The organism is Comamonas sp. C11 (assembly GCF_024496285.1).
In the GTDB taxonomy this organism is placed as follows: domain Bacteria; phylum Pseudomonadota; class Gammaproteobacteria; order Burkholderiales; family Burkholderiaceae_C; genus Comamonas; species Comamonas testosteroni_F.
Genome location: NZ_CP101743.1, coordinates 3,749,396 through 3,775,725 on the forward strand (window position 1 = coordinate 3,749,396; position 26,330 = coordinate 3,775,725).

Annotated in this window: 23 protein-coding genes; 7 read left to right on the forward strand and 16 right to left on the reverse strand. The window is 58.8% G+C overall.

Features of this window, described 5'->3' with window-relative positions:
* Position 1: 1 nt before the first annotated feature.
* From NOX35_RS17145 to NOX35_RS17165, 5 genes are all read right to left on the reverse strand, one after another.
* Positions 2-1,120, reverse strand: coding sequence for an efflux RND transporter periplasmic adaptor subunit (locus NOX35_RS17145; RefSeq protein ID WP_256494124.1), 1,119 nt, complete (start codon positions 1,118-1,120; stop codon positions 2-4).
* On the reverse strand, positions 1,117-1,503 hold the full coding sequence (locus tag NOX35_RS17150; protein WP_232537985.1) for a hypothetical protein: 387 nt from the start codon (positions 1,501-1,503) through the stop codon (positions 1,117-1,119). Before NOX35_RS17150 ends, NOX35_RS17145 begins: the two co-directional genes overlap by 4 nt.
* Positions 1,504-1,724: 221 nt before the next feature.
* Entirely contained in the window at positions 1,725-2,984 is a 1,260-nt protein-coding gene (locus NOX35_RS17155) for a TolC family protein (RefSeq protein ID WP_232537986.1), read from the reverse strand.
* Positions 2,985-3,097: 113 nt separating this feature from the next.
* Complete coding sequence (locus NOX35_RS17160; protein ID WP_182283415.1) at positions 3,098-3,451, reverse strand: hypothetical protein; 354 nt, start codon at positions 3,449-3,451, stop codon at positions 3,098-3,100.
* A gap of 339 nt (positions 3,452-3,790) precedes the next feature.
* Complete coding sequence (locus NOX35_RS17165) at positions 3,791-4,273, reverse strand: GreA/GreB family elongation factor (RefSeq protein WP_256494126.1); 483 nt, start codon at positions 4,271-4,273, stop codon at positions 3,791-3,793.
* Between the two features lie 286 nt (positions 4,274-4,559).
* Between NOX35_RS17165 and NOX35_RS17170 the strand changes: the two genes are divergently transcribed.
* Entirely contained in the window at positions 4,560-5,534 is a 975-nt protein-coding gene (locus NOX35_RS17170) for a tripartite tricarboxylate transporter substrate binding protein (protein WP_182283417.1), read from the forward strand.
* Here the strand turns inward: NOX35_RS17170 and NOX35_RS17175 are convergent.
* Both NOX35_RS17175 and NOX35_RS17180 read right to left on the reverse strand, forming a co-directional pair.
* Positions 5,527-5,763 carry a TonB-dependent receptor plug domain-containing protein gene (locus tag NOX35_RS17175; RefSeq protein WP_371878552.1) on the reverse strand — a complete coding sequence of 79 codons (237 nt, stop codon included), beginning with the start codon at positions 5,761-5,763 and terminating at the stop codon, positions 5,527-5,529. The genes NOX35_RS17170 and NOX35_RS17175 overlap by 8 nt on opposite strands.
* 204 nt (positions 5,764-5,967) lie before the next feature.
* Positions 5,968-7,368, reverse strand: coding sequence for a PLP-dependent aminotransferase family protein (locus tag NOX35_RS17180; protein WP_256494128.1), 1,401 nt, complete (start codon positions 7,366-7,368; stop codon positions 5,968-5,970).
* 171 nt (positions 7,369-7,539) lie between these two features.
* On the opposite strand from NOX35_RS17180, the gene NOX35_RS17185 reads away from it, so the two are divergent.
* The 4 genes from NOX35_RS17185 to NOX35_RS17200 all read left to right on the forward strand — a co-directional run bounded on the left by NOX35_RS17185 (position 7,540) and on the right by NOX35_RS17200 (position 11,662).
* Entirely contained in the window at positions 7,540-8,829 is a 1,290-nt protein-coding gene (locus tag NOX35_RS17185; RefSeq protein WP_256494129.1) for a hydroxymethylglutaryl-CoA reductase, degradative, read from the forward strand.
* An 81-nt stretch (positions 8,830-8,910) separates the two neighbouring features.
* Positions 8,911-9,354 (forward strand): hypothetical protein, encoded by a 444-nt coding sequence (locus NOX35_RS17190; RefSeq protein WP_256494130.1) that lies wholly within the window; start codon positions 8,911-8,913, stop codon positions 9,352-9,354.
* Between the two features lie 17 nt (positions 9,355-9,371).
* Positions 9,372-10,754: a tripartite tricarboxylate transporter permease gene (locus NOX35_RS17195; protein WP_256494131.1), complete on the forward strand. Its 1,383-nt coding sequence runs from the start codon at positions 9,372-9,374 to the stop codon at positions 10,752-10,754.
* 14 nt (positions 10,755-10,768) lie between these two features.
* Positions 10,769-11,662 (forward strand): hydroxymethylglutaryl-CoA lyase, encoded by an 894-nt coding sequence (locus NOX35_RS17200; RefSeq protein ID WP_256494132.1) that lies wholly within the window; start codon positions 10,769-10,771, stop codon positions 11,660-11,662.
* 299 nt (positions 11,663-11,961) lie between these two features.
* Here the strand turns inward: NOX35_RS17200 and NOX35_RS17205 are convergent, their stop codons facing one another.
* From NOX35_RS17205 to NOX35_RS17225, 5 genes are all read right to left on the reverse strand, one after another.
* Positions 11,962-12,417, reverse strand: a complete 456-nt coding sequence (locus NOX35_RS17205) for a DUF4198 domain-containing protein (RefSeq protein WP_256494134.1) — start codon at positions 12,415-12,417, stop codon at positions 11,962-11,964.
* Positions 12,418-12,842: 425 nt separating this feature from the next.
* A complete protein-coding gene (locus tag NOX35_RS17210; protein ID WP_256494135.1) occupies positions 12,843-15,257 on the reverse strand; it encodes a TonB-dependent receptor in 2,415 nt (804 codons plus the stop codon).
* Between the two features lie 128 nt (positions 15,258-15,385).
* The gene (locus NOX35_RS17215; RefSeq protein WP_256494137.1) at positions 15,386-16,546 is read right to left on the reverse strand and encodes a FecR family protein; all 1,161 of its coding nucleotides are present in this window, start codon (positions 16,544-16,546) and stop codon (positions 15,386-15,388) included.
* A gap of 80 nt (positions 16,547-16,626) precedes the next feature.
* A complete protein-coding gene (locus NOX35_RS17220) occupies positions 16,627-17,124 on the reverse strand; it encodes an RNA polymerase sigma factor (protein WP_034362310.1) in 498 nt (165 codons plus the stop codon).
* 641 nt (positions 17,125-17,765) lie between these two features.
* Positions 17,766-18,536, reverse strand: a complete 771-nt coding sequence (locus tag NOX35_RS17225; RefSeq protein WP_182283426.1) for a helix-turn-helix domain-containing protein — start codon at positions 18,534-18,536, stop codon at positions 17,766-17,768.
* A gap of 20 nt (positions 18,537-18,556) precedes the next feature.
* Between NOX35_RS17225 and NOX35_RS17230 the strand changes: the two genes are divergently transcribed.
* Entirely contained in the window at positions 18,557-19,465 is a 909-nt protein-coding gene (locus tag NOX35_RS17230; protein WP_182283427.1) for a sulfite exporter TauE/SafE family protein, read from the forward strand.
* A gap of 237 nt (positions 19,466-19,702) precedes the next feature.
* On the opposite strand, the gene fabF is transcribed toward NOX35_RS17230, so the two are convergent.
* Positions 19,703-20,974, reverse strand: a complete 1,272-nt coding sequence (gene fabF / locus NOX35_RS17235) for a beta-ketoacyl-ACP synthase II (protein ID WP_182283428.1) — start codon at positions 20,972-20,974, stop codon at positions 19,703-19,705.
* Between the two features lie 97 nt (positions 20,975-21,071).
* On the opposite strand from fabF, the gene NOX35_RS17240 reads away from it, so the two are divergent.
* On the forward strand, positions 21,072-21,653 hold the full coding sequence (locus tag NOX35_RS17240; RefSeq protein ID WP_256494140.1) for a TetR/AcrR family transcriptional regulator: 582 nt from the start codon (positions 21,072-21,074) through the stop codon (positions 21,651-21,653).
* A 222-nt stretch (positions 21,654-21,875) separates the two neighbouring features.
* Here NOX35_RS17240 and NOX35_RS17245 read toward each other — a convergent pair whose 3' ends face one another.
* The 3 genes from NOX35_RS17245 to NOX35_RS17255 all read right to left on the reverse strand — a co-directional run bounded on the left by NOX35_RS17245 (position 21,876) and on the right by NOX35_RS17255 (position 26,328).
* The gene (locus NOX35_RS17245) at positions 21,876-23,456 is read right to left on the reverse strand and encodes an esterase-like activity of phytase family protein (RefSeq protein WP_256494142.1); all 1,581 of its coding nucleotides are present in this window, start codon (positions 23,454-23,456) and stop codon (positions 21,876-21,878) included.
* A gap of 105 nt (positions 23,457-23,561) precedes the next feature.
* Entirely contained in the window at positions 23,562-24,704 is a 1,143-nt protein-coding gene (locus tag NOX35_RS17250) for a porin (RefSeq protein WP_342760594.1), read from the reverse strand.
* Between the two features lie 397 nt (positions 24,705-25,101).
* Positions 25,102-26,328 (reverse strand): FAD-dependent monooxygenase, encoded by a 1,227-nt coding sequence (locus tag NOX35_RS17255; RefSeq protein ID WP_256494144.1) that lies wholly within the window; start codon positions 26,326-26,328, stop codon positions 25,102-25,104.
* Positions 26,329-26,330: the final 2 nt, after the last annotated feature.

Below are 26,330 nucleotides of genomic sequence, written 5' to 3' on the forward strand. Positions count from 1 at the left end.
TTCAGCGGATTTGTGCGATCAGCGCCGCACCTTGAACCACGACCCGGTTTTCATCGCCAAGTCCCTTGGTGACGACGATCCGGTTCGCGTCCAGCGCTTGGTACTGCACGGGTTGCGGGATATAGCGCTCTGCACCTGACTTGATCCAGATGACTGGCTCATTGGCTGGATTGCGGGTGACTGCCTGTGCAGGCAGAACAAAGCCTTTGACACTTTGCTTGGAGTTGGCAATGACGGTGACGGGCTGGCCGATAGCAATCGGCATTTGCTGAGTACCATCGGCTGCGACCGCCTTGAAGGTCAATGGCAGCACGCCGTCACGCAAGCGACGACCGGCACCAATGAGCTCCAAACGGACACCTGGCGTCGCTTTGATCGTTGCTGTGCTGATGTTGGCTGCTAGAGCAGGATCTGCGGTTGTGGCCTCCACCATGATCTTGGATGGATCCGTAATCTCAAACAGGACATCCTTGGATTCGACAACCTGGCCAAGCACCACGTTGGCGCTGGCGATGACACCCGAGACGGGCGCCACCACGCTTTCCTTGGCCGCCAGGCCGCCACCGATTGCGCTTTCACGCGCCTTCAGGCTTGAAAGTTCTGTCTGAGCCGCCTCGATCTCTTTGCGTGGAACAGTGCCTTCAAGCCCCTTGAGTCGCTCCACACGCTTTTGCGCGATTTCTCGGGCGCCTCTGAGTTCGGCCAACTGGGAACGCTGCCCAGATAAGGCAAGGGGGTCTGCGTGATGGGCCACAACCGCCAGGACTTCTCCTTTGCGCACGCTCTTGCCCGCGAACGGCAGGCCTTGGGCTGCGGCCTCAATCTTTCCGCCCACAACCGTCTGAACCAGGCCACTGGCATTGGGGTCTGCAATGACTTTGGCTGGCAGTTCGGTGGTTGCGCTTGCTTCGGACATCGAGGCAATTTCCGTGCGAATTGCCAATCGACGCTGGGACAGCATGGGCACATTGACGCTGCCATCAGGCAGGCGACTCAAGCCTGCTGCCGATGGAGTGGCCGAGGCCGTATCCAGATGCTCTCCGTTGGGGCCATGAGCGCCGAGAGAAGCCTGAGCCATGGTGGCGGCCAAGACCGCAGACATGATGACGATGCGCTTCATTGGGCGCCTCCCTTTACTAGCTTGCTGTTAGAGCCACGGCCCAAGAGCCATCCCAATCCACCGACTGCCGCCAACGCTGCAATTGCCAGAGCGCCAAGCAGCAAAGCGTTTTCCTCTCCATGAGCATGGGCGGCCTCAGTAGCAGCCGTTGTTGCTCCGACCACCAAGGTTCCATCCAGCAAGTCAGACTCTTTGCCATCCAGGATCGTGATCACCAGTGCGTGTGAACCTTTCTTGCCCAGTTCTGCCAAGAACTTCTCGTCAGCCACGGCATAGTCGCCCTGGTCCGAGTGATAAGGCGCAAGGGCTTTCAGCTGACCCAGCTCGACTTCCACCTTGGCCTGGTCAACAGGTTCATTGGTCGCGAAGCGGTTGATAAACATGGAGAACTCGCCACCTTGGAGACGGCCAACCAGCTCATAGCTCTCGGACTTGGCCTCGAGTCGTGGTGAAGAGGAAGTAGCTCCCGCAGTAGGGGCGGCGTCCAAATGCTCTCCATTGGGGCCGTGTGCACCAGGGGATGCGAAAGCGAACCCCGAAGAAAGAGCGAAGCTGCCCAGTAAGAGCAAGCGTTTAGCAACGCGAGGAATTGAAAGCGGGGAATTCATGGCAGTTGTCCGTAGGCTTGTTGAAGGCGTGCTCGTGCGAGGCCAAATGCAGCCTCCTGGCGAGCAGCGCTGTAGTCGGCTTGAGCAGCCGCACTGGCTGCGCGCAGGAGTTCCGGGAGAGATGTTTCGCCTGCGTTGAAAGAGGCGCGAATCAACCCGGCTCTCTCGTTGAGCAAAGTGGCTTTTTCGCGCTCTGTCTGCAGCTGCGTCTGGCTTGCTTGTGCTGCCGCCTTGGCGCTCTCCATGCGAGCAGACAACTGAGTGCGAAGCACCTGCTCCTTGCTTTGAGCCACTTCCAGCTCGGTCAAGGCGGCAGCCTGCAATGGCGCATTTCTATCGTCAGTGCCAAATGGGATACGAACAGCAAGCCCCAGGCTGTAGGCGGAACCCTGGCCATGGCCCGGCATGTCCTGCCTGAGCTTGGTGATCAGCTCTGGAGCACTGCGATTCGATTTGGCAACCAAGCCCACACGCTTGCGTGCCAGGTCTACCTGTTGTTGCGCACGCAACAACTCGGGGTGCTCAGCCAACTGGCGAGGAGACGGGCTTTCAACACTTGCCAACGTAGCGTCAGGCGTCTGAGCCAGGCCCGTCAGCGCTGTCCACTGACGCTTTGCTGCTTCAAGCTGGGTTTCAGCCTGCGACTGAGCTGCTTGTGCGCTTAAAAGCTCCCCTTTGGCTGCCAAGGCATCTGCTCTTGCCAGATCACCGGCTTTGACACGCTTATCCACGTCGGATGCGATGGCCGCAAAAGTGCTGGTCTGTTGCTTTGACAGCGATTGGTTGGCCTGCAGCTCCGCAATCTGCCAATGAAGCTCACGGACGACTTCAGCAATACGCAGCTTCCCCTCGGCCTCAGATAGCAAAGAGAGAGATGACAGCGAGTCCGCGGCCTGCTGTTTGGCACTTTTCTGCCCAGGAAGCCAGAGAGGGACGGCCAACGCGACTTCCGTCTCGCGGACACCGTTGTTGCTTTGCAGACGATCGTTTCGGTGGCTCAACTCCACTGAGGGAGGTGCCGCCCAAAGAGCACTTGATGCTGTCTTTTCTGCAATGGCCTGCCGAGAAATGCCTGCTGCCTCCGCAGAGGCAACGGCGCGATTCCAGGCCGCCTCAACGGCAGATGCCAGGGTTGTTTTTTGAATGTTGCTGCTCAAACTGGACGCAGCAACGCCTTCCGCCGGCTGTGCATAAGAAGTGCACGCCGACGTCAGCCCTGCAAGGATGCAGAGCCTCCATTTGAATTTGGGGTTCACAAAGCCTCTAGATGCTCTGAGTGCGATGAAACGCCGTCGCTATGTACTGCGACAGACATGGCATGCACGAACGAAGGGATGGCTTCAGGCGAATGAAGCCGACCTAAAGAGAGCTAGGCTGTATGTCTGGGAGGCCGTCGAAGGCCTTCCAAGATGGGATATGGGAGTATGGAATCGAGGGTTGGGCTGGGCGAAGAGCTACCCCAGTCCGGTGCAGGAACATTCAAGGCAAACACCTCGAGCGCTGCGGATGGCATTCCATCGGCCATCATGTGCAGTTTGGAGTCAGAGGAGTCATCAAGCTCCACGACACCATCATCATGGTGGTGGTGACCTTCCTCTTGCAGATGCATCGCCGCGTGCTCGAGTTCTTCATGAGACGCGAAGACAGGCATCTGACCAGCCACAGCAAGGGCTTGCCAGAAGATGCTCAGCATCACGAAGAACATGGCCAGACGACGGGTCATAGTGTGGAAATTATATGCGGCAGAGTTGCCCCACGACCTTTGTGGCTGCTGAGAAATTGTTGGTGGCGATGGCCGAATCGGCGTCGCTCATCGTGGCTGAGTTTGAGTAACGCCTCCTTTGAGGCGGGAAGCTGTCACTCGATAAAAAGCCATGAAAGTCAGCTTCTGGCCGAACGCTTCATTCACTTGTGACCCCAAAATCAGGCACAGGAAGATCTGGCGCTCACATCAAATGTCTGCTCCAGGAATTCATGACGCCGCAGCCTTCCGGCCATGAGCCAGCCTGAAGGGCTTGAAACAGATGATTTCCGATCAATCCAGCGTGAACTTGCTCGCGGCTTATTGAACCCACAGCACCTCGAACTGCGGTCGGACCGGAGCGGCCTGTACCGACACCTCATCACCCTCGCACTTACCCAGCATAGCCCTGCCCAAGGGGGCTTTGCTGCTGATGACCTGGATGAGCTCAGCGCCGTTGAGCAACTTCATGTTCCCCCCATCCGGGCCGAGAAAGATCTGTTGTTGCTTGTCGTCCGAATCCACCAGGCAGATCAGTGCGCCGAGCTGTATACCTTGGCTGGCGTTGTAGGGCTGCGGGCGGAACTTGCGCCAATTGGTCATTGCTTGGCGGATGGCCTCCGCGCGGCGAGCTTGGCCAGCAGCCAGATAGGCAGCTTCGAGACCCAATGTGTCGTATTTGTTTTCGGCGATATTTTCCTCATGAGTCGCCGCTTCATGGGCAACCCTCGCTGCCTGCTCGACTTGCAGAAGGTCCTCGGCCAGCCGTTTCAGCACCAGCTGCTGCAACAACAATTTATCCATAACGAAAAGTAGGCATCTCGAACAAGTTGGAGGCCTTGATTATGAAGGCCCCCTCCCCCTTTCGAGGCTTCCATTGGCTACAGGTCAATGGGTTGCCAGCGCCCGCCCCGCATCCGTGTCTATCACTTGGCCAACAGTTGCCAGACCGAGCTCCCACGGACCGCATTGAACAAATACACTGCTTTTCACTCTGACTCGGGTGATAGCAGCCTCCAAGGCCTTGCTTCAAGCAGAGTCCGGATCTTGACTTCAAACGCTACTCAATAGAACTACCAAGGAGACCTCAATGAACCGTCGACTGATACTCGCCTCAATTGGCGCCGTAGGTGCGCTCACCACCATGGCAACCGCTCGCGCAGAAGCAGCTTTCCCGCAAAAACCCATTACCTTTGTCGTTCCCTATCTGGCTGGAGGAACGACCGATCTTGTGGCACGAGTCGTGGGTGAGCACATGGCACGCACACTGGGTCAGCCGGTGGTGATCGAGAACAAGCCTGGCGCCGGAGGCAATATCGGCATGGATGCCGTGGCCAAGTCCAAGCCCGACGGCTACACGATCGGTTTCGGAGCCATCTCCACCAATGCGCTCAACCCGCACATCTACAAATCGATGGCGTTTGATCCCCGCAAGGACTTCACTGCAGTCTCCATGCTGGGCTATTCCACCATCGTGCTGGAAGTGGGCAAGGGCTTCCCGGCAAACAACGTGCAGGAGCTCATCGCCTATATCAAAGCGAACCCAGGCTTTCAGTACGGTACGGCCGGCGCCGGAACCAGCATGCACCTGGCTGGCGTGATGTTTGCGCAAATGACAGGCCTGGATACTGTCCATGTGCCCTACAAAGGCAGCGTACCGGGTATTACCGACATGCTTGGCGGCCACCTGCCCGCCATGTTTGATAACCTGCCCGCGTCCCTGCCGCACATTCAGGCAGGCAAGCTCAAAGCACTGGCCGTGGCTGGTAGCGAGCGCAGTCCATCGTTACCCAATGTGCCGACAATCGCGGAGAGCGGCCTCAAAGGCTACGCAGTCGATCCATGGTTCGGCGTATATGGCCCAGCCAAGCTGGATCCAGCGATCACAGCCAGACTCAATACTGCCATCAACCAGGCCCTGAGCGATCCCGCCGTCAAGGACAAACTGGTACAGGCCGGATTCACCCCCAAGGGGTCTGCGGCACAAGCCTTCGAAGCACTGACACAGTCCGAATACAAACGACTGGGCGATGCGGCACGCAAGGCCCAGATGCAGGTCAACTGACGACAAGGCCTCCAGACGCCTGGCAATAGAGAACCGAAGCCGGGCCTCTCAGCACCTCGACACGCTCCAAAGCAAAAGATATTTCCGCAAAGTAGCCGAAATAACTATCCAGACGAATGCGCAGACCATCCGGGTAGGTTTTGCCTTCCGCGAGGAAACCGCGCATGAACAAGTTGTTGGCACTGGTCTGGGCAGCGCCCCATACGCGCGAGCCAATATAGCCAGGCAGCCGACTCCGAGGACGAAGCGCCGCTCAAGACAGACGACGCTCCCAAACAGGTATTGGCGATGGAGGCCGCTCAGGTAGCGGTCCGTGATCGGCAACCACAAGCCCCGTAGCGTCAATGAGTCCAGGGAAGGCAGTTCTCGACCGAAGCCACCTCTCTCTTTTTGGACCTCAACGAGTGAGTTCCGCAAAGCGGTGCAGAAGCGACTAGCGCAGCTCCTGCATTGCTCGATAGGCCACCTCAAAGCGGGGGTCCAGCATGGCACCTACATTGCAGCGCGACCAAGGCGATGTCTGGCTCGGATCGAGGTTGAAAACATGGCCCGGAGCCATGGTGACTTTGTGGGCGAGCAAACGCTCGGCTAGACGCACGGCATCGGGATTGCCGGGGAACGTGGCCCAGAGGTATAGCGACTGAGGGTTACGCGCAAACACCTCGCACTCGTGCATCTCCAACCAATCCAGCGCCTGCTCCGTTGCCTTGCCCAAACGTTGGCGCAAGCGCACGAGATGCCGCTCGTAATGGCCTTCGCGGAGCATCACATCGACCATGCGCTCGCAGTATTCGGACCCGCTCACATGGATCAGTGATCGCAAATCTGCCAGGTCGCTGGCTAGAGCATCGCTGCAGGCGATGAATCCCACGCGAAGGGCTGCAGAAAATGACTTGGAAAAACTGCCTATATAAATCGTGCGTTCCAGCTGATCCAGCGTGGACAAACGCACTGACGAAGTCGGTTTGAAATCGGCCAATGGGTCGTTCTCTACCAGCAAGAGGTTGTGCCGTTCTGCCAGCTGCAGGACGCGGTAAGCCTTGGCAGCGCTGATGTCCGAGCCAGTGGGGTTGTGCGCCAGAGACTGGGTAAAGAACAAGCGCGGGCGCTCGGTCAACAGCAACTGCTCCAAAGCCTGGACATCGGGCCCATCGGCTTGCCTGGGGACTCCCAACACGCGTGCTCCTGCCAGCTTGAGCTTGCCGAACAGCAGGTAGTAGCCAGGATCGTCCACTAGCACCGTCGCGCCGGGAGGAACGAAGTAGCGAATCACCAGATCCATGGCTTCATTCGCACCTTGGGTCAGGACCAGTTGCTGAGGTGTGACACCCAGGCTGAACACACCCAGCTTGCGCACCAGGCTATCGCGCAGCGGCGCATAGCCAAAGCGGCTGCCATAGCGAAACAGGGACCCCAGTCCGGTTCGCACCACTTTCTGGTGATAGCGATCCATGCGCATATCGGCCAGCCACTCTATAGGCGGAAATCCATCGCCAACCGCGACAGCATCTGGCTGGGTCTTGAGTTGCTCGCGCATCAACCAGACCACATCCATCGCACGATTGAGCTGCCCTGCGTCTTCATCCTGAACCGCATGGCGGGCCTGGGGTTGAACATAAAAGCCGGCACCGCGCCGTGACTCCACCAAGCCGCGCGAGACCAAAAGGTCAAAGGCTGCCACCACGGTGTTTTTGGCGTAACTGTGCAAATGCGCCAGCTCACGCAAGGACGGCAGCTTGTCCCCTGCACGATACACGCCATCGGTTATTTGCTGCCCTATCAAATCAGCTAAACGCTCTGCAATAGGGGCCTGACGCTTGCTACCACCCGCCATTCAAGTCTCCTAGATCGTGAGTTGCCAGTATGTATGCAGATGGGTCCAATGCTGCATTGTGGTAGTACTGTTCTTGCAAACTGTACCTGTATTAAAAGGTACAGTTTGAATAAATTCTCGGCCAACCGTCCCCTTGTATTGATATCCAGATTTGGATCTGTAGGAGTTTTCATGGCCGTCGATTCGCGTCTTCCCAATTTCCGAGCTCTCACCCCCGCACAGCGCTGGGAGCATGTCGCCACCGCGTGCAATCTCAGCGCCGAAGAACGCAATCTACTGACCCAAGCGGGCGCCCTGCCCGCCACCTTGGCTGACGGCATGATCGAAAATGTGGTGGGCACGTTCGAGCTACCCATGGGCGTCGCAGGCAACTTCCGCATCAACGGCCGCGATGTGCTGATTCCGCTCGCAGTGGAAGAGCCCTCCATCATTGCTGCTGCTTCCTATATGGCCAAGCTGGCCCGTGAAGACGGAGGCTTTGAAACGTCGAGTACCTTGCCGCTGATGCGTGCGCAGGTGCAAATCGTCGGCATCAGCGACCCCTATGGTGCAAGACTGGCCTTGTTCAAGGCTCGCGATGAGATCCTCGCGCAAGCCAATAGTCGAGACAAGGTGCTGATCAGCCTGGGCGGCGGCTGCAAGGACATCGAAATCCATGTCTTCCCTGATTCTCCACGCGGCCCTATGGTCGTGATGCACTTGATCGTGGACGTGCGCGATGCCATGGGTGCCAACACCGTGAACACCATGGCTGAATCGGTCTCGCCATTGGTGGAAAAGATTACCGGTGGCTCGGTGCGCCTGCGCATTCTCTCGAACCTGGCAGATCTGCGCCTGGCCCGTGCTCGTGTACGCCTGACACCACAAACCTTGGCCACCAAAGAGCGCAGCGGCGAAGCAATTATTGAAGGCGTGCTCGACGCCTACACTTTCGCAGCCATTGACCCCTACCGCGCCGCTACCCACAACAAGGGCATCATGAATGGCATCGACCCCGTCATCGTCGCTACAGGCAACGATTGGCGCGCGGTGGAAGCCGGTGCCCATGCCTATGCCAGCCGCAACGGCCAATACACCTCGCTGACGCACTGGGAAAAAGACAATGCCGGTGCTTTGGTGGGAACCATCGAACTGCCCATGCCCGTGGGCTTGGTGGGTGGGGCCACCAAGACCCATCCGCTGGCGCGCCTGGCACTCAAGATCATGGAGGTGAAGTCCGCCCAGGAACTGGGCGAGATTGCCGCCGCCGTGGGTCTGGCCCAGAACCTGGGTGCTTTGCGCGCGCTGGCCACCGAAGGCATTCAGCGTGGCCATATGGCACTTCACGCTCGCAATATTGCGCTGGTCGCAGGTGCCGTTGGTGAAGAAGTAGAGATCGTCGCCAAGCGCCTGGCTGCCGAGCATGACGTGCGCACCGATCGCGCACTGGAAGTGCTGCAAGAAATTCGCGCCCAGCACTAAGCATCCTCAGCCTCGCCAGGCACATCCGGGCGAGGCTTTTTTACCCGAAACGGGAACAACAACAAGCAAGGAGACAAGGCTATGAGTTCCGACAAGCAAGCCTCGCACTGGCAACTCGCTGAGGTCTGGGGCGATACCGTCGACCTCAAGCACCTGAGCTGGTCCATCCTGATTGGCATCGGCATCAGCGTGCTCGGATTTTTTGCAGCCAGCCGCTGGCTGAGCTCGGTGGTCGAGTCCAAACAACTGGCTCATGCCTACGCCATGCTCGCAGGCCTGGCCGGCTGTGTTCTGGCTGGCGTTATTTGCGCCCGCATCTTCCCTCCCAAACGTGTGGTGACCGAAGAAGACATCTCCAGCAACCCTGAATGGCGCGCCGAGGTGCTGCGTGAACTGGAGCAGCAGCCCGGTGGTCTGGGTTCGGTGTCTGACCTGCCCCAAGTCGTGATTCAGGAGCTCAAGGAACTCAAGCTCTACGAGCTTTTCGTCACGCCCAATGCAACCCAAAGCCGTGATGGCCAATAACCCAAGGAGTACACGGCATGGATCCTCAACTCATTGAACAAATCGGCATCGCCGCGGGCATGGGCCTGATCGGCGCCATCGTCTTTGCTGCAATCGGACTGGTTTCCGGCACCGACGAAACCACGACACTGGCACCACTCACCCTGCTTGTCGTGTTGCTCGGCGTTCCGCCGGCAGGCGTCTTTACCTTCTTTCTGGCTGGTGCCGTTGCCAAGCACATGACCCATGCCGTTCCGACAGCGCTGCTGGGCATTCCCGGAGATACACTCGCCACGCCTTTGCTGCAGGATGCAGACTTGCTGCGCAAACTTGGCGTGCCGCATATTGCCTTGCGCAAAATGGTCTCGGGAGCCATCGTCGCGGCCTTTGTCGCCGTGCCGCTGGCGGTGCTGTTTGCCGTGATGCTGGCGCCGTTCGGCTCAACCACTACCAAGACTGCACCCTGGATTTTTCTGGCCGCAGCCGTGCTGATTGCTTATTTCTCCAAAGGCCGCTGGGGTGCAATTGCTTTGCTCGTGCCCTTTGTGATGGTGATTCTGGCTCTTCAGGCACTGACGGCCAAGTACGACACCAAGCTCAGCATCAGCTACTTCCTGGGAATCGCCATTGGACCTCTGGTCGCCGATCTCTTTACCGTCATGGCGCCCGCAGGCCGCAAGAGCATGTTGCGCGACAAGGTTCGCCAGTTCAACCTGGCTCCTGATGTCAAGGGTTGGTCGGGATATTTCCCCAACCCTCTCAAGGTTCTGGATCGAACCCAGACCCGTTGGACGTTGACGACTGCCGCCATTTCCAGCGCAACTTTTGTATTCAGCCCTGTGGCCATGACCGTGGTGCTGGGCGAGTTGGTGGGCTCTCGCATCAAACACGCCTATCACCGCCTGACCACGGTGCTCAGCGCTCGGAACGGCGTGACGGAAGCCACCTACATTGCTGAAGCGCTGATCCCGCTGATCGCCTTCGGTTTGCCCCTGAGTCCTGTGGCTGCCGGCCCTGCCGCACCGTTGTTCAATGCACCTCCACGCTTCACGGTGGATGCGGCTACGGGCCAGACCCACAATCTGCACAACCTGCTGAGCCACTGGGAGTTTCTGGGCTACGGCTTGTTGTCTGTGTTGCTTGCCGCAGTGGTGTCCTATCCGTTTGCGATGAACTACGCGCGCCGTGCTGCAATGTTTGTCTCGCGCAAAGTCAGCCACGAAGCCATCATTGCCACCTTTGTCGGCCTGATCATCGTGATCAGCGTCTGGGAAGGCGGCCTGCTGGGTCTGCTGGTAATCTTGACCATGGGCCTCATGGGTGGCTTGCTCTCCCGTACCTTCGGCTTCAATACCGGCGTGCAGTTCATGGGCTATTACACAGCCGTGCTCAGCGTTCCTGCTCTGCTCAAGCTGTTCTGAAAGCGAGGACAGCAATGTCGAATGCATCAGAGCGCCAGGTCAAGATCGTGGAAGTCGGGCCACGCGACGGCCTGCAAAACGAAAAGCTGCCTGTACCATTGAATGCCAAGATCGAGCTGATCAACCAGCTCAGCAGCGCAGGCCTGCGCTTTATCGAGGCAGCGTCGTTTGTGTCGCCCAGATGGGTGCCGCAAATGGCCGGCAGCGCCGAAGTGATGGCCTTGATCGAACGTAGCCCTGGAGTTCGCTACAGCGCATTGACGCCCAATCTGCAAGGACTGGAAGCTGCTCTGACTGCTCGCTGTGACGAGGTGGCGGTCTTTGGTGCGGCTTCGGAAACCTTCTCGCAACGCAATATCAATTGCAGCATTGCGCAGAGTCTGGATCGCTTCAGACCTGTGGTGCAGAAGGCGCTGGAGGCAGGAGTCCCCGTGCGTGGCTATGTGTCCTGCGTGTTGGGCTGTCCCTATGAGGGCGATGTTGCTGCAGAGGCAGTCTTGCAGGTTGCGCAAGAGCTTCTGGCCATGGGGTGCCATGAGATTTCTCTGGGCGATACGATTGGCCGCGGTTCGCCCAAGTCCACACGCAAGCTGCTGGAAGTCTGCCTCAGGGACCTTCCCGGCGCGCGCCTGGCAGGCCATTTTCACGATACCTATGGTATGGCGGAAGCCAATGTCTGCACTTCGCTGGAGATGGGACTGCGCATTTTCGACAGCTCTGTGGCGGGCCTGGGCGGCTGCCCCTATGCCCAGGGAGCCTCAGGCAATCTGGCCACCGAAAAGCTGGTCCATGCCTTGCATGCCATGGGCTATGAAACCGGTGTAGATATGTCCAGGGTTCAAGCCGCAGGTCGCTATATCCGGCAAGTGTTGAGCGATTTGCATGGCCAGCAAGTGGTGCGGCACTGAAACCTGCGCTCTACATAAACACCAGCGCAAAAAGGCCTTGAGATCTCAAGTCTCTCGGCCTTTTCCTTGAAGGCGTCAACGCCCGCTGTCAGAACAAGTCCCGACTTCTACACGCAAGTCTGCAATGCAATGCAGCAGCCGTTGGTGTCTCTGATATGAACTGTCTCAACCCACCACGCACTCACCAGAGAGAAGGCCTTCAAGGACTGCTCCTGGCTGTCTTTCACCTCAATTATCGCGATGACTGGCTCATACTCGTCAACAGAGTCGATTGCGGTGCGCTTCCAGCGCCAGACAGCTCACCTCCCCTCTTGCTGAGGGACAGTAAAACTGAGCGTCGCGGTATAGCGTACATCGTTATATTTTTTACCGCCCACAGTAACCACTGCATCATTGACACGAGCCGATACCTCAAGCACATACAGGCCAGGGAAAGACGGCGTGAAGCTAACCGTACCGTCCTTTGACGGGGTCAGTGAACGGCGCCACCCTTCCCCCGTTTCGATATTCACTTGACTCGCAGCAACAGCTCGTCCCTTGAATATCAATCGAAAGGTGTTTCCGTCAGGGTGGGTCGGAACCAGCTCCAAGTCGTTTCTAGCCTGAATGTCCTGGCGACCGTAGCGAGCTTGATAGTAGGTAAGAACTCCATCATTGAACCCGGTTGCGGAGAAGCGCAGATCGCTGAAGGGCTTGGGAGCAGCAATATGGTTGACCGCAGTCTGAATTGGCAATGATTTGCCATCAGCTTGCATTGCCTTGGGCTCCAGCAATCCAGGCAACTTGTCTAAAGGTCTGTGCAACTCTCCTACGTAGGCTCGGACCTCCATCCCATCGGGCTGTACCCAGAGATACTCCGCTTGCGCCTGTGAGCACCACAGGCCACTGACTAGCAGGCACAAAGCCATTCGATGAAATACAGGAAACAATTGCACTCGGCGATCCTCATCTTCAAGGTTGTATCCAATGCGCTCGGAGTCTTGGCGCCTTTTGGATTTCTTCCTGTTCGACGCAGGGCCTGCAGTCCAGGCCCTGCGTCGAACAGCACATAACAAAGGCTGGGCAAGCTTGTTGCCTGTCAGCGCGGGGTTTCTATCCGCCTTACCCATAATCAGTGGAGGTCCACCATTGCGAGTCCCAAGGCAGCGAAGTACCAACATTCAACTTTGAATATAGGCATTCAGAAGTCATAACGCATTCCGACATTGACGCTGCGCGGAGCACCCCAGGTGTAGAACAAGCCTGCCGCGGTAAAGTTGGTGAGCCCGGCCATGTACTTCTTGTCCAGTGCATTGTTCACGTTCAGGCTGAACGACAGGTGCCTATCGACCTGATAGCGCGCCATCAGATCTAGCACCGCATAACCCCCCTGCGACAAAGTGGCAGCGCTATTGCTCATCGAGGTCTTGCCCTGCCAGCGTGTGGCCGCACCCACAGTAAGTCCCCGCAACGAGCCTTGAACAAAGCGATAGGTCGTGCCTAGCTTGAACTGGTACTTCGGATATTGACTGGCGCTGGTGAGCGAGCTGCTGTGCTGCACCAGACTGCCCTGCGCTTGCCATCCGCGCGCGAGTTCGCCCGCCAACTCCAGTTCCCAGCCACGCCGCGTTGCAGACGAGACCGCACGGTAGGCCGTGTTGCCCGCAGGAGTGAGATCACCACTTTCCTCTGCGGTGTTTTCCGTCTTCATCCAGAAGTGAGCGATGCTGGCATTCAAGCGCTTGTCGAAAAACTCGGCCTTGGCGCCGACCTCATAAGTGTTGCCCTTCTCCGGTGCCAGCGTTGCACCCCGCGCATCCTGAGCCGTCTGCGGCTGGAAAATGTTGGCATAGCTTGCGTACAACGACACGTTCGGCTGCACCTCGTAGACCAACCCGGCATATGGGGTGATCACGCCGTTTTCCTTCATGTCATAGTTCCACCAGTAGGGTGTGATGTCACGCTCTTCAAACCGTGTAACGCGCAACCCCGTGATCAACTGCAGAGGATCAGCCACCCGGAAGCGCCCTGCAGCATAGGCATAACGCTGCTTCTGACTGAATTTGTTGTTGCCGTAGTTCAAGACACTGAAATCGGGCTGAGGCAGCACCGCCCCACCCTGTGCCATGTTGATACCGAGATTGCCGAGCGGCACCAGATTCAATGCATTCAGCGGCAGTTGCACATTGCTGTGAAAGCGCGATACGCCTGCGCCGGCCAGAATTTCATGCGAGCGGCCCAACAGCTCGAATGACCCCTTCACATCCAGATTGATGCTCCAGTTATCGGTTTCCATGTTGCGCCACCGGCCGAAGCTTGCGCGGTCCTGGTCGTAGAAGTAGCCAGCCTTCATATCGTCCATGGATACGTTCTGATGTGAAAACTTGAGCGTGGCTGTCCAGTCATCCACCAGACGTTGCTCAAGACTGCCGAAGAGATTGAGACCTTTCTGGGAATATCCGCCCCAGGGGGCACCGGTGTTGAAAGAGCGCGGCATCCACGCCACCTCACCACCTGTCCGCGTGTAGCGCTGGATCGGCTGCGTAGTGCCGATGCCTTGTGCATCGCGTTCGCGATAAGTCATACCTAGGTTGAGGACCGTGCCGGGAGTGATGTCCGCTTCGAGTGCCCCGAACAGCATCTTGCTGCTGCTCTTTTCATGATCGCGGAATCCCCCTGCGTCCATCGCAGAAGCGACCAGACGCCCCCGTACCGTACCCGCCTCGTTCAGTGGACCGCTCACATCGGCCTGTGTTCGATACGTGTCCCAGCTTCCCACATTGGCACGCACACTGGCCTGAAATTCACGGGTCGGGCGTTTACGGATCATGTTCACCGTGGCGCCATAGTCGCCCTTGCCGACAACCAGACCGGATGAACCCTTGAGGACCTCGATCCGGTCGATCTCGGCCATATCGTCGAGTGAAAACATGGTGCTGGTAAGGTAGTACCAGCCACTGCTCAGCTGCGCCATGCCATCGGTCTGCAGGTTTACCTTTGCCCCACGCGCTTGAAAGTCAGTGGCATTGTTCTGCCTGTAGACGGCAATGCCGGGTGTCTGTTCCATCACATCGGTCAGCGTCTCCAGCTTGAAGTCATCCATGCGCTGACGCGTCATGACGGTCACGGATTGAGGTGTCTCGCGTAGCGAGAGATTCAGACCCGTTGCCGTCCGGCTGGGACCCGTCTGGGTGTAGCTGCCCGTGCCCTCGGTAACGCCGTCCCTCTCAAGCTGTGCAGTCACCGTGACTGTGGCCAGCGATGCGGAATCATCGTTTGACACGACGGCCTTGATGATCAGGCCACCCCCTTGAGTCACGGCGACCAAACCGCTTCCAGCCAGCATCTGCTCCACAGCCTGCTTCAGCGTGAGTGCTCCATGGACGGGGCGCGCTGTCTTGCCGGCAAACAACGCGGGAGCAAACCCGATCGAGGTGCCAGAGGCTGCTGCCAGCTCATTGAGTGCGCTCCCCAATGGCTGGGAGGTGATCGAGAAACTGATGCTTTTTGCACTATCAGCAGCGGGTTGCGCCTGCGCAATCATCGGGGAGAGGACTGCCAGGGCTGCGGCCAAAGCAAGAGGAGCGGGCTGGAAATGAGGCTGCGTGAAGCGCATGGAGAGGGATTCCGAACGTCGAGTAATGAATGAAAATGAAACTCACTACTCTTTAAGACGCATCAGATCACCAGAAATACACCCCTAGTCCGAAAAAATTCGAAATGGCCGCATTGAGCATGAAGTGCTCAATGCGCACTGACGATTTCAGTCTTCCCCGATGACATGCTGACCAGCTTCACAGGCAGGATCTGGGTCAGCATGCGCGCAAACTCCCCAGGTCTATCAATCGGGTAGCTGCCGCCGATGGTCAGAGCGGCAACCGCCGGGTCGCGGATCTCCAGGCCCGTAGGGCCATAGCGTTCCAGCTCCAGCAATGCATCAGCCAGTGAGGTGTTATCAAAACGCACCAAGCCCTTGCGCCATAGGGCGACACTGCCGGGAAAAACGCTGGCTACCTGGCCTAGCATCCCACCGGATGACACCCTCAGGCCTTGTCCTGCCAGCAAATCGACAGGCAGATCAGCCTTCGCGCTGGCGGTGCTGTAGGAGTTGGCGACCCGTACATGGCCCTTCTCCACCGAAACATTGACAGCCCCGGCATCGGCCCCCTGGTTGCGATAGCGAACGGAAAATCGTGTCCCGAGTACCGTGACACGCGCAGGCCCTGCGAGAACATGAAATGGTTTCTTGGGATCGGCGGCAACAGAGAACATGATTTGTCCATCCGCAATCCGCACTTCTCGGCGGTCGCGGTACATGGTGACCTGAGCCTGGGTGTCAGTGTCCATGGCGAGCTCGGTGCCATCTGGCAAGATGACGAGCCTTTGCTGCCCCTTCTGCGCAACATAGCTGCTCTCGAATGTCGGCTGCAGCATCCATTGATGCCATCCAATCCCTGCCGCAAAGACCGCAGCACAACAGGCAGCGACCAAGGCAGAGCGCGGCTGCATCCAGTTCAACAGAGCGCCTGCGCGCGCCCGTCCCTCCATCGCCTTCGGCTTCACGGGCTCCCCGCAAGACTGCGCAGAAGATCCACCACTGGCAATGGCTTCGCGCTTGAACGAGGAACGCGCTTTTGCAACCATGTCGGCAGGAGCAGAACGCAGCAGTGCCATGTCTTGCGTCAGAGGACGAAATGCCGCGTCATGTGCAGCATCCTCAGCCAACCACTGACGCAGGGCTTCATGCTCGCTCTCGCTCAAACCTTGCTCCCAGCGCGAGTGCCATTCGACGGCCGCCACATCCACCGGATTCTGTCGACTGAAAAAATCCGCAAGCTCGCGCGCTTCCGCAGCCTCGTCAAAGGAGGCTGGCACATTGCGCTGGGATGCAAAAGAGTGACTCATCTTAGGGATACGGATGCGCGGGGCGGGGCAAAAATTCACCCTCGGCGAAACAGCTACGCAAAACGCACGCGAATTTGCGATCACTCGACATTATCAAGTTCCATTCTGCGCGCAGCACAAGCAAGTTTTCCGCGGCTGATGTACTGATTCACCATGCTCAGCGACACCCCCATCCGCTCTGCAATTTCCTTGTTGGGCAACTCATCGAAGATGTACATGCAGAAGGCATCACGACACCGAGGCGGCAGCCCCTCGATAGTGTCAAGATACGCTTGAATGCTCTGAGACGATGCATAGGCATGCTCGGGCTGCAGATGCAGAGGACTCGCAGGCTGATCCAGCTCCTCCAATGAATCGATACTTTGATGCTGGCGCACCTCAGCCCGTCTATCCATATCGATTTTGGCGCGCAAGGCCACCTGCCTCAGCAATGCACCCGGCTCAAGAATGACCTGCCCCTTCTGCTGCATGGAAAGCACACGGGCATAGCTTTCCTGCGCCAAGTCAGCCGCAGTATCGCGGTCTCTCACTTTGCGCATGCAGAAATTCAACAGGTCTCTGTAGTAGCGGGTCAGCACGATCCAAAAAGCCAGTAGCCATGAGTGAGGTCGAACGTGCGCGGCGATAAGACAGCCCTGGAGCCCAGGCGCAAAGAGTTGCGATCAACTACACGGCAAAAATTATAAGTTGCTAATGCGACTTATTCTCAATAAACGTATCCGATGTGATGCGAGCTGCAGGTACTGATCGGTCGTGACCCCTGTTCGGCTCAATGTCGACTGGCATACCTGATGAGCACCGACAGCAAACGCCTCAAGCCGCCGTTCGGAAACCTGCGGTGGCGGCTGCTAGTGGCCGATCACTGCCAACCGACAGAGACTTGGAGCCAGGCTGGTGTCGCTTCAACTGCTTCCCAAGGTGCCAATGTCAGCAGCCGCTCTGCCCCTTTATTTACCCAGCCTGCCACTGGTCGCTACACAACTTTCAGCCTCTGCGCACCACACGTTGGTATTGCGTGGACGATCAAAGAAAAGACCGTTGCATGCCTCGATCCAAACAGAGCACATCCACGCTGGAGGCGTGTACAGAGCGCAGCGGCTTGATGGCTGTGCCTCCAAAGAAGAGCAAAGTACGAAGTTGGACTGATCTGAAAAACCGGCTCCTGAAGGCAGACGTTCACTAGTCGGTAGTGAATGAACTACGTGGCCATCAACGCAGATTACCGCTCTGTCGCCATGAAGTTTGACGGCTTACTCCCGAGCCTCTTGCGAAACATCGTGGAGAAGGCACCCGGACTGTCATAGCCCAGTTGAAGCGCCACTGATGTCACCGAATCACCGGTCCCCAGTTTGGACATTGCAAAAAGAAGACACACCTGGCTTCTCCACTCTGAAAACGATATTCCGGTTTGCGAGCGAAAGAACCGGCTGAAGGTGCGTTCACTCTGGTGCAGCTGCTGCGCCCAGGCCAGTGGCGACAAGCGCACGTCGGGCTGGTGAAGGAAAGCAATGCATAGCGTCGCCAGCCGTTCATCTCGCGGTAGCGGCGCAAAGAACGGCAGTGCTTCAGCGCGGCCGACCTCCAACAGCAAAAGCGACATCAGCACGCCATCGCGACCGCACTCGTCATACAGCGCCGGCAAGTCGATGGCTTCGACAAGCAGTTGCCGTAGCAGCGGGGACACGGCCAGCACCTCGCAATGCGATTGGCTCCGTGGTACCTCGTCAGGCTCAATGTACAGGCTTCGAGTGTTGACTCCCACCATCTTCACCTTGTGCGGCTTGCCTGCTGGAATCCACACGCCACAGTGGGGAGGGATCACCCAGGCGCCATCGTCAGTACCGACCTCCATCAATCCGGTCGCACCATAGAGGAACTGTGCTCGGCGGTGGCTGTGAGTATCCAGAACGGTGCCAGGCGCGTAGTCGGTGCCAATGGCCACAACGGCGCGAGGCGTGGCATCGAGGGAGTTCAGTGATTGATTGCGCACAGCGAGACTGCAAGAAGCGAATGGCCGAAATGCAAATATTGTTGACCAAACATCGAAAGCGCGCCACTCCAGTGCCATCTACTGTGACGACTCCTGCATCAATGGAGTTTTCCGTGTCCTTGTATTTGTTGTTGGCGGTCTGTGGATGTGTGACGGGCGTCACTACCGTTCTCTTTGGTTTTGGTGGCGGATTCGTGGTGGTTCCACTGCTGTACCGCTTGTTGTCTACATCGAATGCCCCAGACAGCGCAGTGGGGCAGTCGGCCATGCAGATTGCCGTTGCAACATCCACCTGCGTGATGGTCTTTGGTGCGCTTCTGGCAACTTGGCGTCACCAACGCGCAGGAACAGTGGATTGGACGAATGTCAGGCCTTTGCTGGGACCGATTGGCGCGGGGGCCGCACTTGGCGCACTTGCGGCAACCGTTGTCCAAAGCGAATGGCTGCGTTGGGTCTTTGCGGCCTATATGGTGCTGACCATTCTGGACTGCTGGTTGAGACCTGGGTTTCTTGCTCAGCCCGCAGCAAAGCAGCACCGCCCTGGGCCGCTGGCGAATGCACTGTCCGGCCTGGTGATCGGGTGGGTTGCTGCATTGCTGGGGGTCGGCGGCAGCGTGATGACCGTTCCCCTGATGCGCCGCCGTGGAATCGAAATGACACGAGCTACCGCCATGGCGAATCCGCTATCACTGCCGGTCGCACTGGCAGGAACAGGGACTTACATCGTCCTGTCCACTCAATCTCCGTTACCTCTTGGCGAGTGGCACCTCGGCTATATCGACATACGAGCTGCTGCTGTGCTCGTGGCCGCTTCCTGGATTGGTATCCGTGCAGCATCGCTTTGGATCGGGCGCATTCCAGATCGAGTTCACGCGAAGGTCTATTTGGGACTGTTGATCGCAGTTCTTTTGGCTATGGTGACAACATGACCGTGATCTACTCTGCCTTCATCCCGAACGTCGGCTTGTGAACGAAAGCTCTATTTCGCCAGAGCCTCTGAAGCAGTCTTAAGACGACTTGCTACGTGCATCGAACGTCTGCTGACGCAGGCTTCTATAGAACCCGCACTACCGGCCATTGGCATTCGTTCGGGTGAGAAGCCTGCAGAATCTACCAAGAGCCGCATGTGCGATATGGCCTGATGAGGCCTCTGATAAAGGTATGGCTCAGGCGATAAATCGCTTCAGGATCAACGACGCATTTACACCGCCGAAACCAAATCCGTTGAGCATGGCGTGCTCTATTGCATGAGCACGCGCACTCCCGGCGATCAGGTCCAGGCCGTCCGCCAAAGGGTCTGGCTGCTCCAGGTTGAGCACGGGTGGCGCGATCTGGTCGCGCAGGGCCAATACTGTGAAGATCGCAGCAGCTCCGCCTGCAGCTCCCAGCATGTGACCCACGGCTGATTTGGTAGCCGTGATGGAGGGGCCGGAGCCTGCTCCAAACACTTGACGAATGGCTGCCAGCTCTCCCCGGTCACCCACGGGAGTGGAGGTTGCGTGAGCATTCAGGTGTTGAACATCACGAGCGTGCAACTGTGCCTGTCGCAACGCGGCGCGCATCGATCGCGCTGCGCCTGATCCATCCTCGGGACCTGAGGTGACATGGTATGCATCGGCAGAGGTGCCATAGCCCACGACCTCGGCCAGTGGCCTGGCGCCGCGCGCCAATGCATGATCCAGTGCCTCCAGCACCAGCAGGCCAGCACCTTCGGCCATGACAAAACCGTCCCGTGCCTGATCGAAAGGTCGGGAAGCCTTCGCGGGATCGCCGCCGCAGAAAGTGGTCACTGCTTTTGCCGCAGCAAAGCTGCCGAGCGCAACTCGGTCAATCGTGGCTTCGCTGCCACCGCAGAGCGCCATGTCCGCTTCGTCATTGCGAATCAGACGCGCCGCATCGCCAATGGCCTGTATGCTGGCAGCACAAGCCGTCACCGGAGCACCCAGCGGGCCCTTGAGCTGGTGCCTGATCGACACCTGTCCCGAAGCCAGATTGGCCAGGAAGGCAGGTACGGTGAAAGGCGACAAGCGCTGCGGCCCTTTGCCATCCGTGGTTCGCACCGCTTCAACAATGGTGCTGAAACCGCCCACGCCGGAGCCGATGACCGTTGCCGCGCGCTCCTGTTGCTCGACGCCTGGATGAGCCCATTGCGCGTGTGCCAGAGCCTGGTCTGCCGCCCCCAATGCAAACGCGATGAAGCGATCCATGCGGCGTAGCTCCTTGGCCGAGATCACGGCTTCGGGGCTCCACCCGGCTTGCGGATCTTCCTCCAGGCCAGGCACCCGTCCGGCGATGGAGACGCCTGTGCCTTCACCCACTGCGGCGCTCAAGGCGCGTACCCCGGACTGGCCGGCCAGCAGGCGTTGCCAGGCCAGCTCTACATTGCACCCTAGAGGAGAGACCAAGCCCAAACCGGTGATGACTACCCGACGACCCATGCTGCACCTTCCGCTATTGAACCCAGGATCTGAGCCCAATTTTATTGATGATGATCGCAATCATAAATGAGTTTTGATGATGAGTATCATCTAACGTATGAAAGTGAGCAAAGCACAGGCCGCCGAGAACCGCGAAGGAATCGTGGATGCCGCTGCGCGCCTTTATCGAGAAAAGGGCCTGGATGGCGTGGGCGTGGCAGAGATCACACGCGATGCGGGCTTGACACATGGCGGGCTGTACCGGCACTTCGAGTCCAAGGATGCTCTCGCACGCGAGGCCTGCCTGCGTGCATTTGAGTGGACCATCACGCCGCTAGACGGATTGGAGTCCTCGGAGGTGGATGGCGCGCCTGCAACCAGACTCCGCGCGCTGGTGCATGGCTATCTTTCTGCGACGCATCGCGATCACCCCGGAGAAGGCTGCCCCGCTGCGGCATTGGCAGCAGATGCAGCAAGAGCGGGGCCTGAGATGTCTGAGGTTTTTGCCCAGGGAGTGGAACGCAATATCCAGCGCTTTATGAGCGTGCTCCAAGGCGATGATGCAGCCAAACGTACCCAGACTATCGTGACCCTCAGCAGCATGGTTGGTGCCTTGGTTCTCGCGCGTGCCACGGCAGCAGGCAACCCTGCGCTTTCTGAAGAAATATTGGCAACCTTGCGGGAGCAGTTAGCCCCGTAGCCGCCCGAATTAGGCATGCGCTCGCACATCTGATGCGCATCTCAATTTTAAGCGTGGCGGCTGTCACGGTCTGGCCCGGGTCGCACTGGATATCCAGACCGTTGGAGCACCAGCGCAGGTCGCTGTGCACCGCGTCAACACTGCCTCCCTGCGAGCGGGCTGACTGGCGCCAGTACGGCGTCCAGGGCTACAGCAGACAGCGGCTTGTGCAACCGCTGTCATTCAGAGAGCGCCGTATTCGCTCAACTTCTTGCTGAACCTGAAGGTCCGCAGTCGCTGCGCACTATCGTTGAGGTCATTGGTGGTGAAGCGCGGGCTCGCCGCGCCCTTGGCGCACTTGCCATCGTTCACGATCTTGCCGTCGGCATCCACCATGCATTTGGTGACGTCCGAGCCTTCGATCTCCTTGCCGCTTGCGTCCAGCACGGCCAGCGAGACACCGAAGTCGGTGTCGTTGGTCAGCGCCAACGTGTAGTCATCGACCAGTGCCAAACCCTCGGCCTTCTCGGCCACCCAGCCGGTGGCGTTCAAGTTGAAGAGCCGGGTCTTCTTGAGCGCCACTACCTTGGAATAGTCCGAGCCATTGACCGGCTTTCCGGTCAGGCTGCTCTTTTCCAGGTCGGAGCCCAGTTCGGTGATGTCGGTAGCGTTGGCAGGAAACTCGATCAGCACCAGATCGTTAAAGACTTTGTTGTCTTTGCCCATGCCTTGCTCAATGGCAATGAATTTCCCATTGCCCAGCGAGACCACATCACCCAGCTTGGCGTTGCCAGTCTTGCCCTGGCTGTACCAGCTACCGTCCACGGGCAATGCAAACAAGCGGGCTTTCTCGATAGTCGGGTCAAACTCCACCCAGCGCACAAAGCGGGCGTAGTCGCGCACGTTTTCCGATTTACCGGTCGCATCGGGAACGGCAGCAGTGGTGTAGGCGGCCTTGCCGTCGTTCAGCGGACTTTGCAGGAAACCGTGCAGCTTGCCACTGGCCACATCGATGCTTAGCCCTTCCATGCCACGGTTGGCGCGGCGTTTGGCAAGGATGGCAGGCAGATCGGCCGCCCCAGTGCCGGGCTTGTATTTCTTCAGGATGATGCCGGTAGCCGGGTCGATCTTCAAGATGAAGGGGCCGTATTCGTCGGAAACCCACAGCACATTGCGTGCTGCATCCACCACCACGGATTCGGTGTCCAGGCCGAATTCACTGTAGCCCTTGGCTGTGCCGGGATAGGTGAAGGAGTCGTCCAGAACTTGCTCGCCCGTGTTGCCTGTGATGCCCCGTGGCTGCACACGACCATTGGCGTTCTGCGCGGCGCCGAACTTGACCGGCAAGGTCGAGACGAGCCTGGCACCCTCCTTGCCGAGAGTGATCACGCCGATGGACGGCGTGAAGTCGGGCGAAGGAAACACCGTCGAACTGGCGAAGCCCGTGGAGTTGGAGCCGTCGGTGATCTGCGTGACAGGACCAGTGGTGGCGTTCGGGCCGCGATCGGTGATGGCGTAGAACTCCAGCGTGCCGTCGGCGCGCCTGCCCTTCAAGGCCAGGCCCGAGCCATAGGCCGGCAGAAAACCCTTGGGAAAATCGGCCTTGGTGCCGGGATGGTGGCCTTCGTAGGGGAAATAGAACTTGTCGTCGAACTGCACGTCCTGACGCGTGACGACGGCGCTGATGCTGCCGACGCCAGTGGTCTGCATGGCCGCCTCGGGGCTGGCGACCTGGAGCGGGCGGGTGTCGGCGCAGGCGCCCAGCAAGGCAACTACGGCAGCGGTCGCAGCCATCAGGCAGGAGGAAGAAGTAAGGTGGCGCATGGCAGGTATGGCTTGAGAGGAAGATGGAAGTCCCCAGAAAATCCCGGCGAGGCGATGGCCTGCTCGACCTTGGAGACTTCCTTGCGGGAAAAAGCGTCGTGCCGCTCAGAACGAGTGGCTGATGCCGATATCCACACCAGTCGACCCGGTGTTGGCGACACCTGCAGGGCCGCCGATCAAGCCAATGCTGGCGCCATTCTTGTTGTTGACACGCGCAATCCCGGCGTACATCGAAGTGCGCTTGGAGAAGTCGTAGACATATCCGATTGAATACTTGTCGGTCTTGCCACCGCTGCGCGTGAGGGCCGTGGCATTACCGCTGAACTTGGCGCTGGCGTACTTGACGCGGAAGCTGCCGGACCCCACGGGAATGGAAGCGCCCATGTAGAAGCCGTCCACCTTCCCGGAGGTTGCGCCGCTGACGGGTTTCCACTTCAGGCTGTTGTATCCGCCATTGAGCACAAAACTACCGAAGTTGTATGAAGCGCCCAGCGCCAAGTCTTCCAGGTCGCTGGTTGCGGCGATGGCGCCGGGCGAAGTCACGGCTGCAGTGCCGTCAATCTTGCCGTAGCCGATACCCACGTTCAGCGGGCCAGAGCGATAGCCCAGGTTACCGCCTATGTATCTGCGGGCCTTGCTTGCGCCAGAGTTGGAGGCGTTTTCATCACCAAAGGAAACCGAGAACTGGCCGTAGACACCGCCCAGGTTGCGCGGCAGGAAGTAGCCCACGGAGTTGCTGATGCGCGTGCGATCCACCGTGCCGCTTTGGCTGGCGGCGTTATACGCAGTCTGGCGGATCGTCTGGAACAGGTTGGCCTGCACGCCGGTGGTGGTGTCGGGGCCCCCGAACGCGGTGAAGATGTTGTAGCTGGGGGTGTAGTCGCGACCCAGGCGGATTTCACCCCAGGAATTGTTGATCAGTCCGATAGTGGAACGGCGCTCGAAACCCAGAGAGCCGCTGTTGCCGCCACTACCCGTGTCAGGGCTGAGGCCACCTTCGAGCCAGAACTGAGCCTGATTGCCGCCGCCGAGGTCTTCCGTGCCGCGAAAGCCGATCAGGCTGGTCTTGCCTTGGCTGGAGTTCAGAGCATTGAGCCTGTTGCTGCCGGACTTGGCACTGGTGATGCCGACGTCCACTACGCCAAAAATGGTGATAGAAGACTGTGCCAGGGCCAGGCTGGAAGAAGAGGCTAGGAATGAGCCAACCACGACTGCCAGAGTACGCGAGCACGTTTTATGATTTTTCATTGGCGAGATACGAACGGAACTTATCAGAGGGAATGGCGGTGGCTCTCTTGCATCCGCTGCCGAAACTCTAAGCAACACATAAGTACTTTTCGTGACGTTTGTACTGTGTGACATGAAAGTAACAGCAGCGGTGCATGCGCAGAGTTAGCTACCAACAGCCCCTGGCCGGACTGCGACAGTTGCAGATCAACCCATTGCGGTCGTTCGAGTGTCAACGACCATGCCTGCTATGCGGCGCTTACCGGCTGGTGCACACATGCGCGCTAGCCGGATGCATAGAAAAAGGCGCCTGAATAAAAACCGACGAGGCACATCCAGCGTCTAGAAAAGCTCAGCCGGCCGCGCGACTCTCGTCACTGGCGACATGGCTTTCCATCCGCGTGGAATCCAGTGCACATCATTCAATGCGGTACAGGCTGCCGATGCCTCCCTCCTGCGCCGGCGTGCCGTCGGGGCAGCCAGGCATTGGCAGGCCCTGTCCCCATCCGGCTGCCAAGACCTGCACGTCATGCATAGGATCGGACGCCTTGGCTCGCTCATTGCGGATGCGGCAGGTTTCAGGATCAGTGGCGAACAGCCCGCGTGCGAACACCCGACCCTGTTCCGCCAGCCTAGCGGTTTTCGAGGCACGGATATTTGCAAACGCCTGAAAGACGTCGTCCAGTCCGTCGCTTGCACCATCCAGGCACCGGGCCAAATGCCACGCATCTTCCAGTGCCTGGCAGGCACCCTGCCCAGACGTCGGCAACGGCGCGTGTGCGGCATCCCCAACCAGCAGCACATTCGCCCTGCTCCATGTATGCAGCGGCTCCAGGTCATGCACCGCAATCAGCCGGATAGCATCTGCGGGCGTGGCACGGATGAGATGCGCGACCGGTTCGGGCCATCCTGCGAACAGATCTTCGACCTCCTTGCGCATATCTGCGGCCGGTATGGCTTCAGCCAGGGGCCGAGCCTGCGCCGCGGCCCAATACACCAGTTGGGGCCGAATCGCCACACAACCAAAGCGCTCGCCCGCCCCCCAGAAATCCTGAATCGCAATATCGCCCACCAGCGCATGCTGCCCCTGCGCCACGCCGATCCAGTTCACGAAGCCCTGATAGGCAGGTGTGTTGTCACCCGCGACGAACTTGCGCGCCACTGACCCCATGCGACCGTCGGCGCCAATGAGCAGATCCGGGCGGATGCTCGCACCGTTCTCGAAATGGGCCACGGCCCTGCCATTGGCATCCAGCTCAATGGCCACCGCCCGGTGTCCGAACTCCACCGGTATCCCTGCCCGGGCTGCGTGATCCAGCAGCACCTCCTGCAAGTGCCTGCGCAGCAGCGTATAGGTCGGGTATCCCATCGTCCGGTCCAGCAAGGCGATATCGAGGCCTCCCAATGCATTGCCCATGGCATCCTGGCGGCGCATTGTCAGCGGCCGACCGCCAATGGCTTCGATGTCTTGCAGCAGCCCCAGTTCTTCCAGCACAAAGCTCGCATTGGGCCAAAGCGTCACGCCGGCCCCCATGGTTGCCGGCTCCGTTCGGCGCTCATAGACCCGAGGGTTGTAACCCTGCTTGCGCAAAGCCAGCGCCACGCTCAAGCCCGCAATGCCACCGCCAAGTATTCCAATTTCCACGC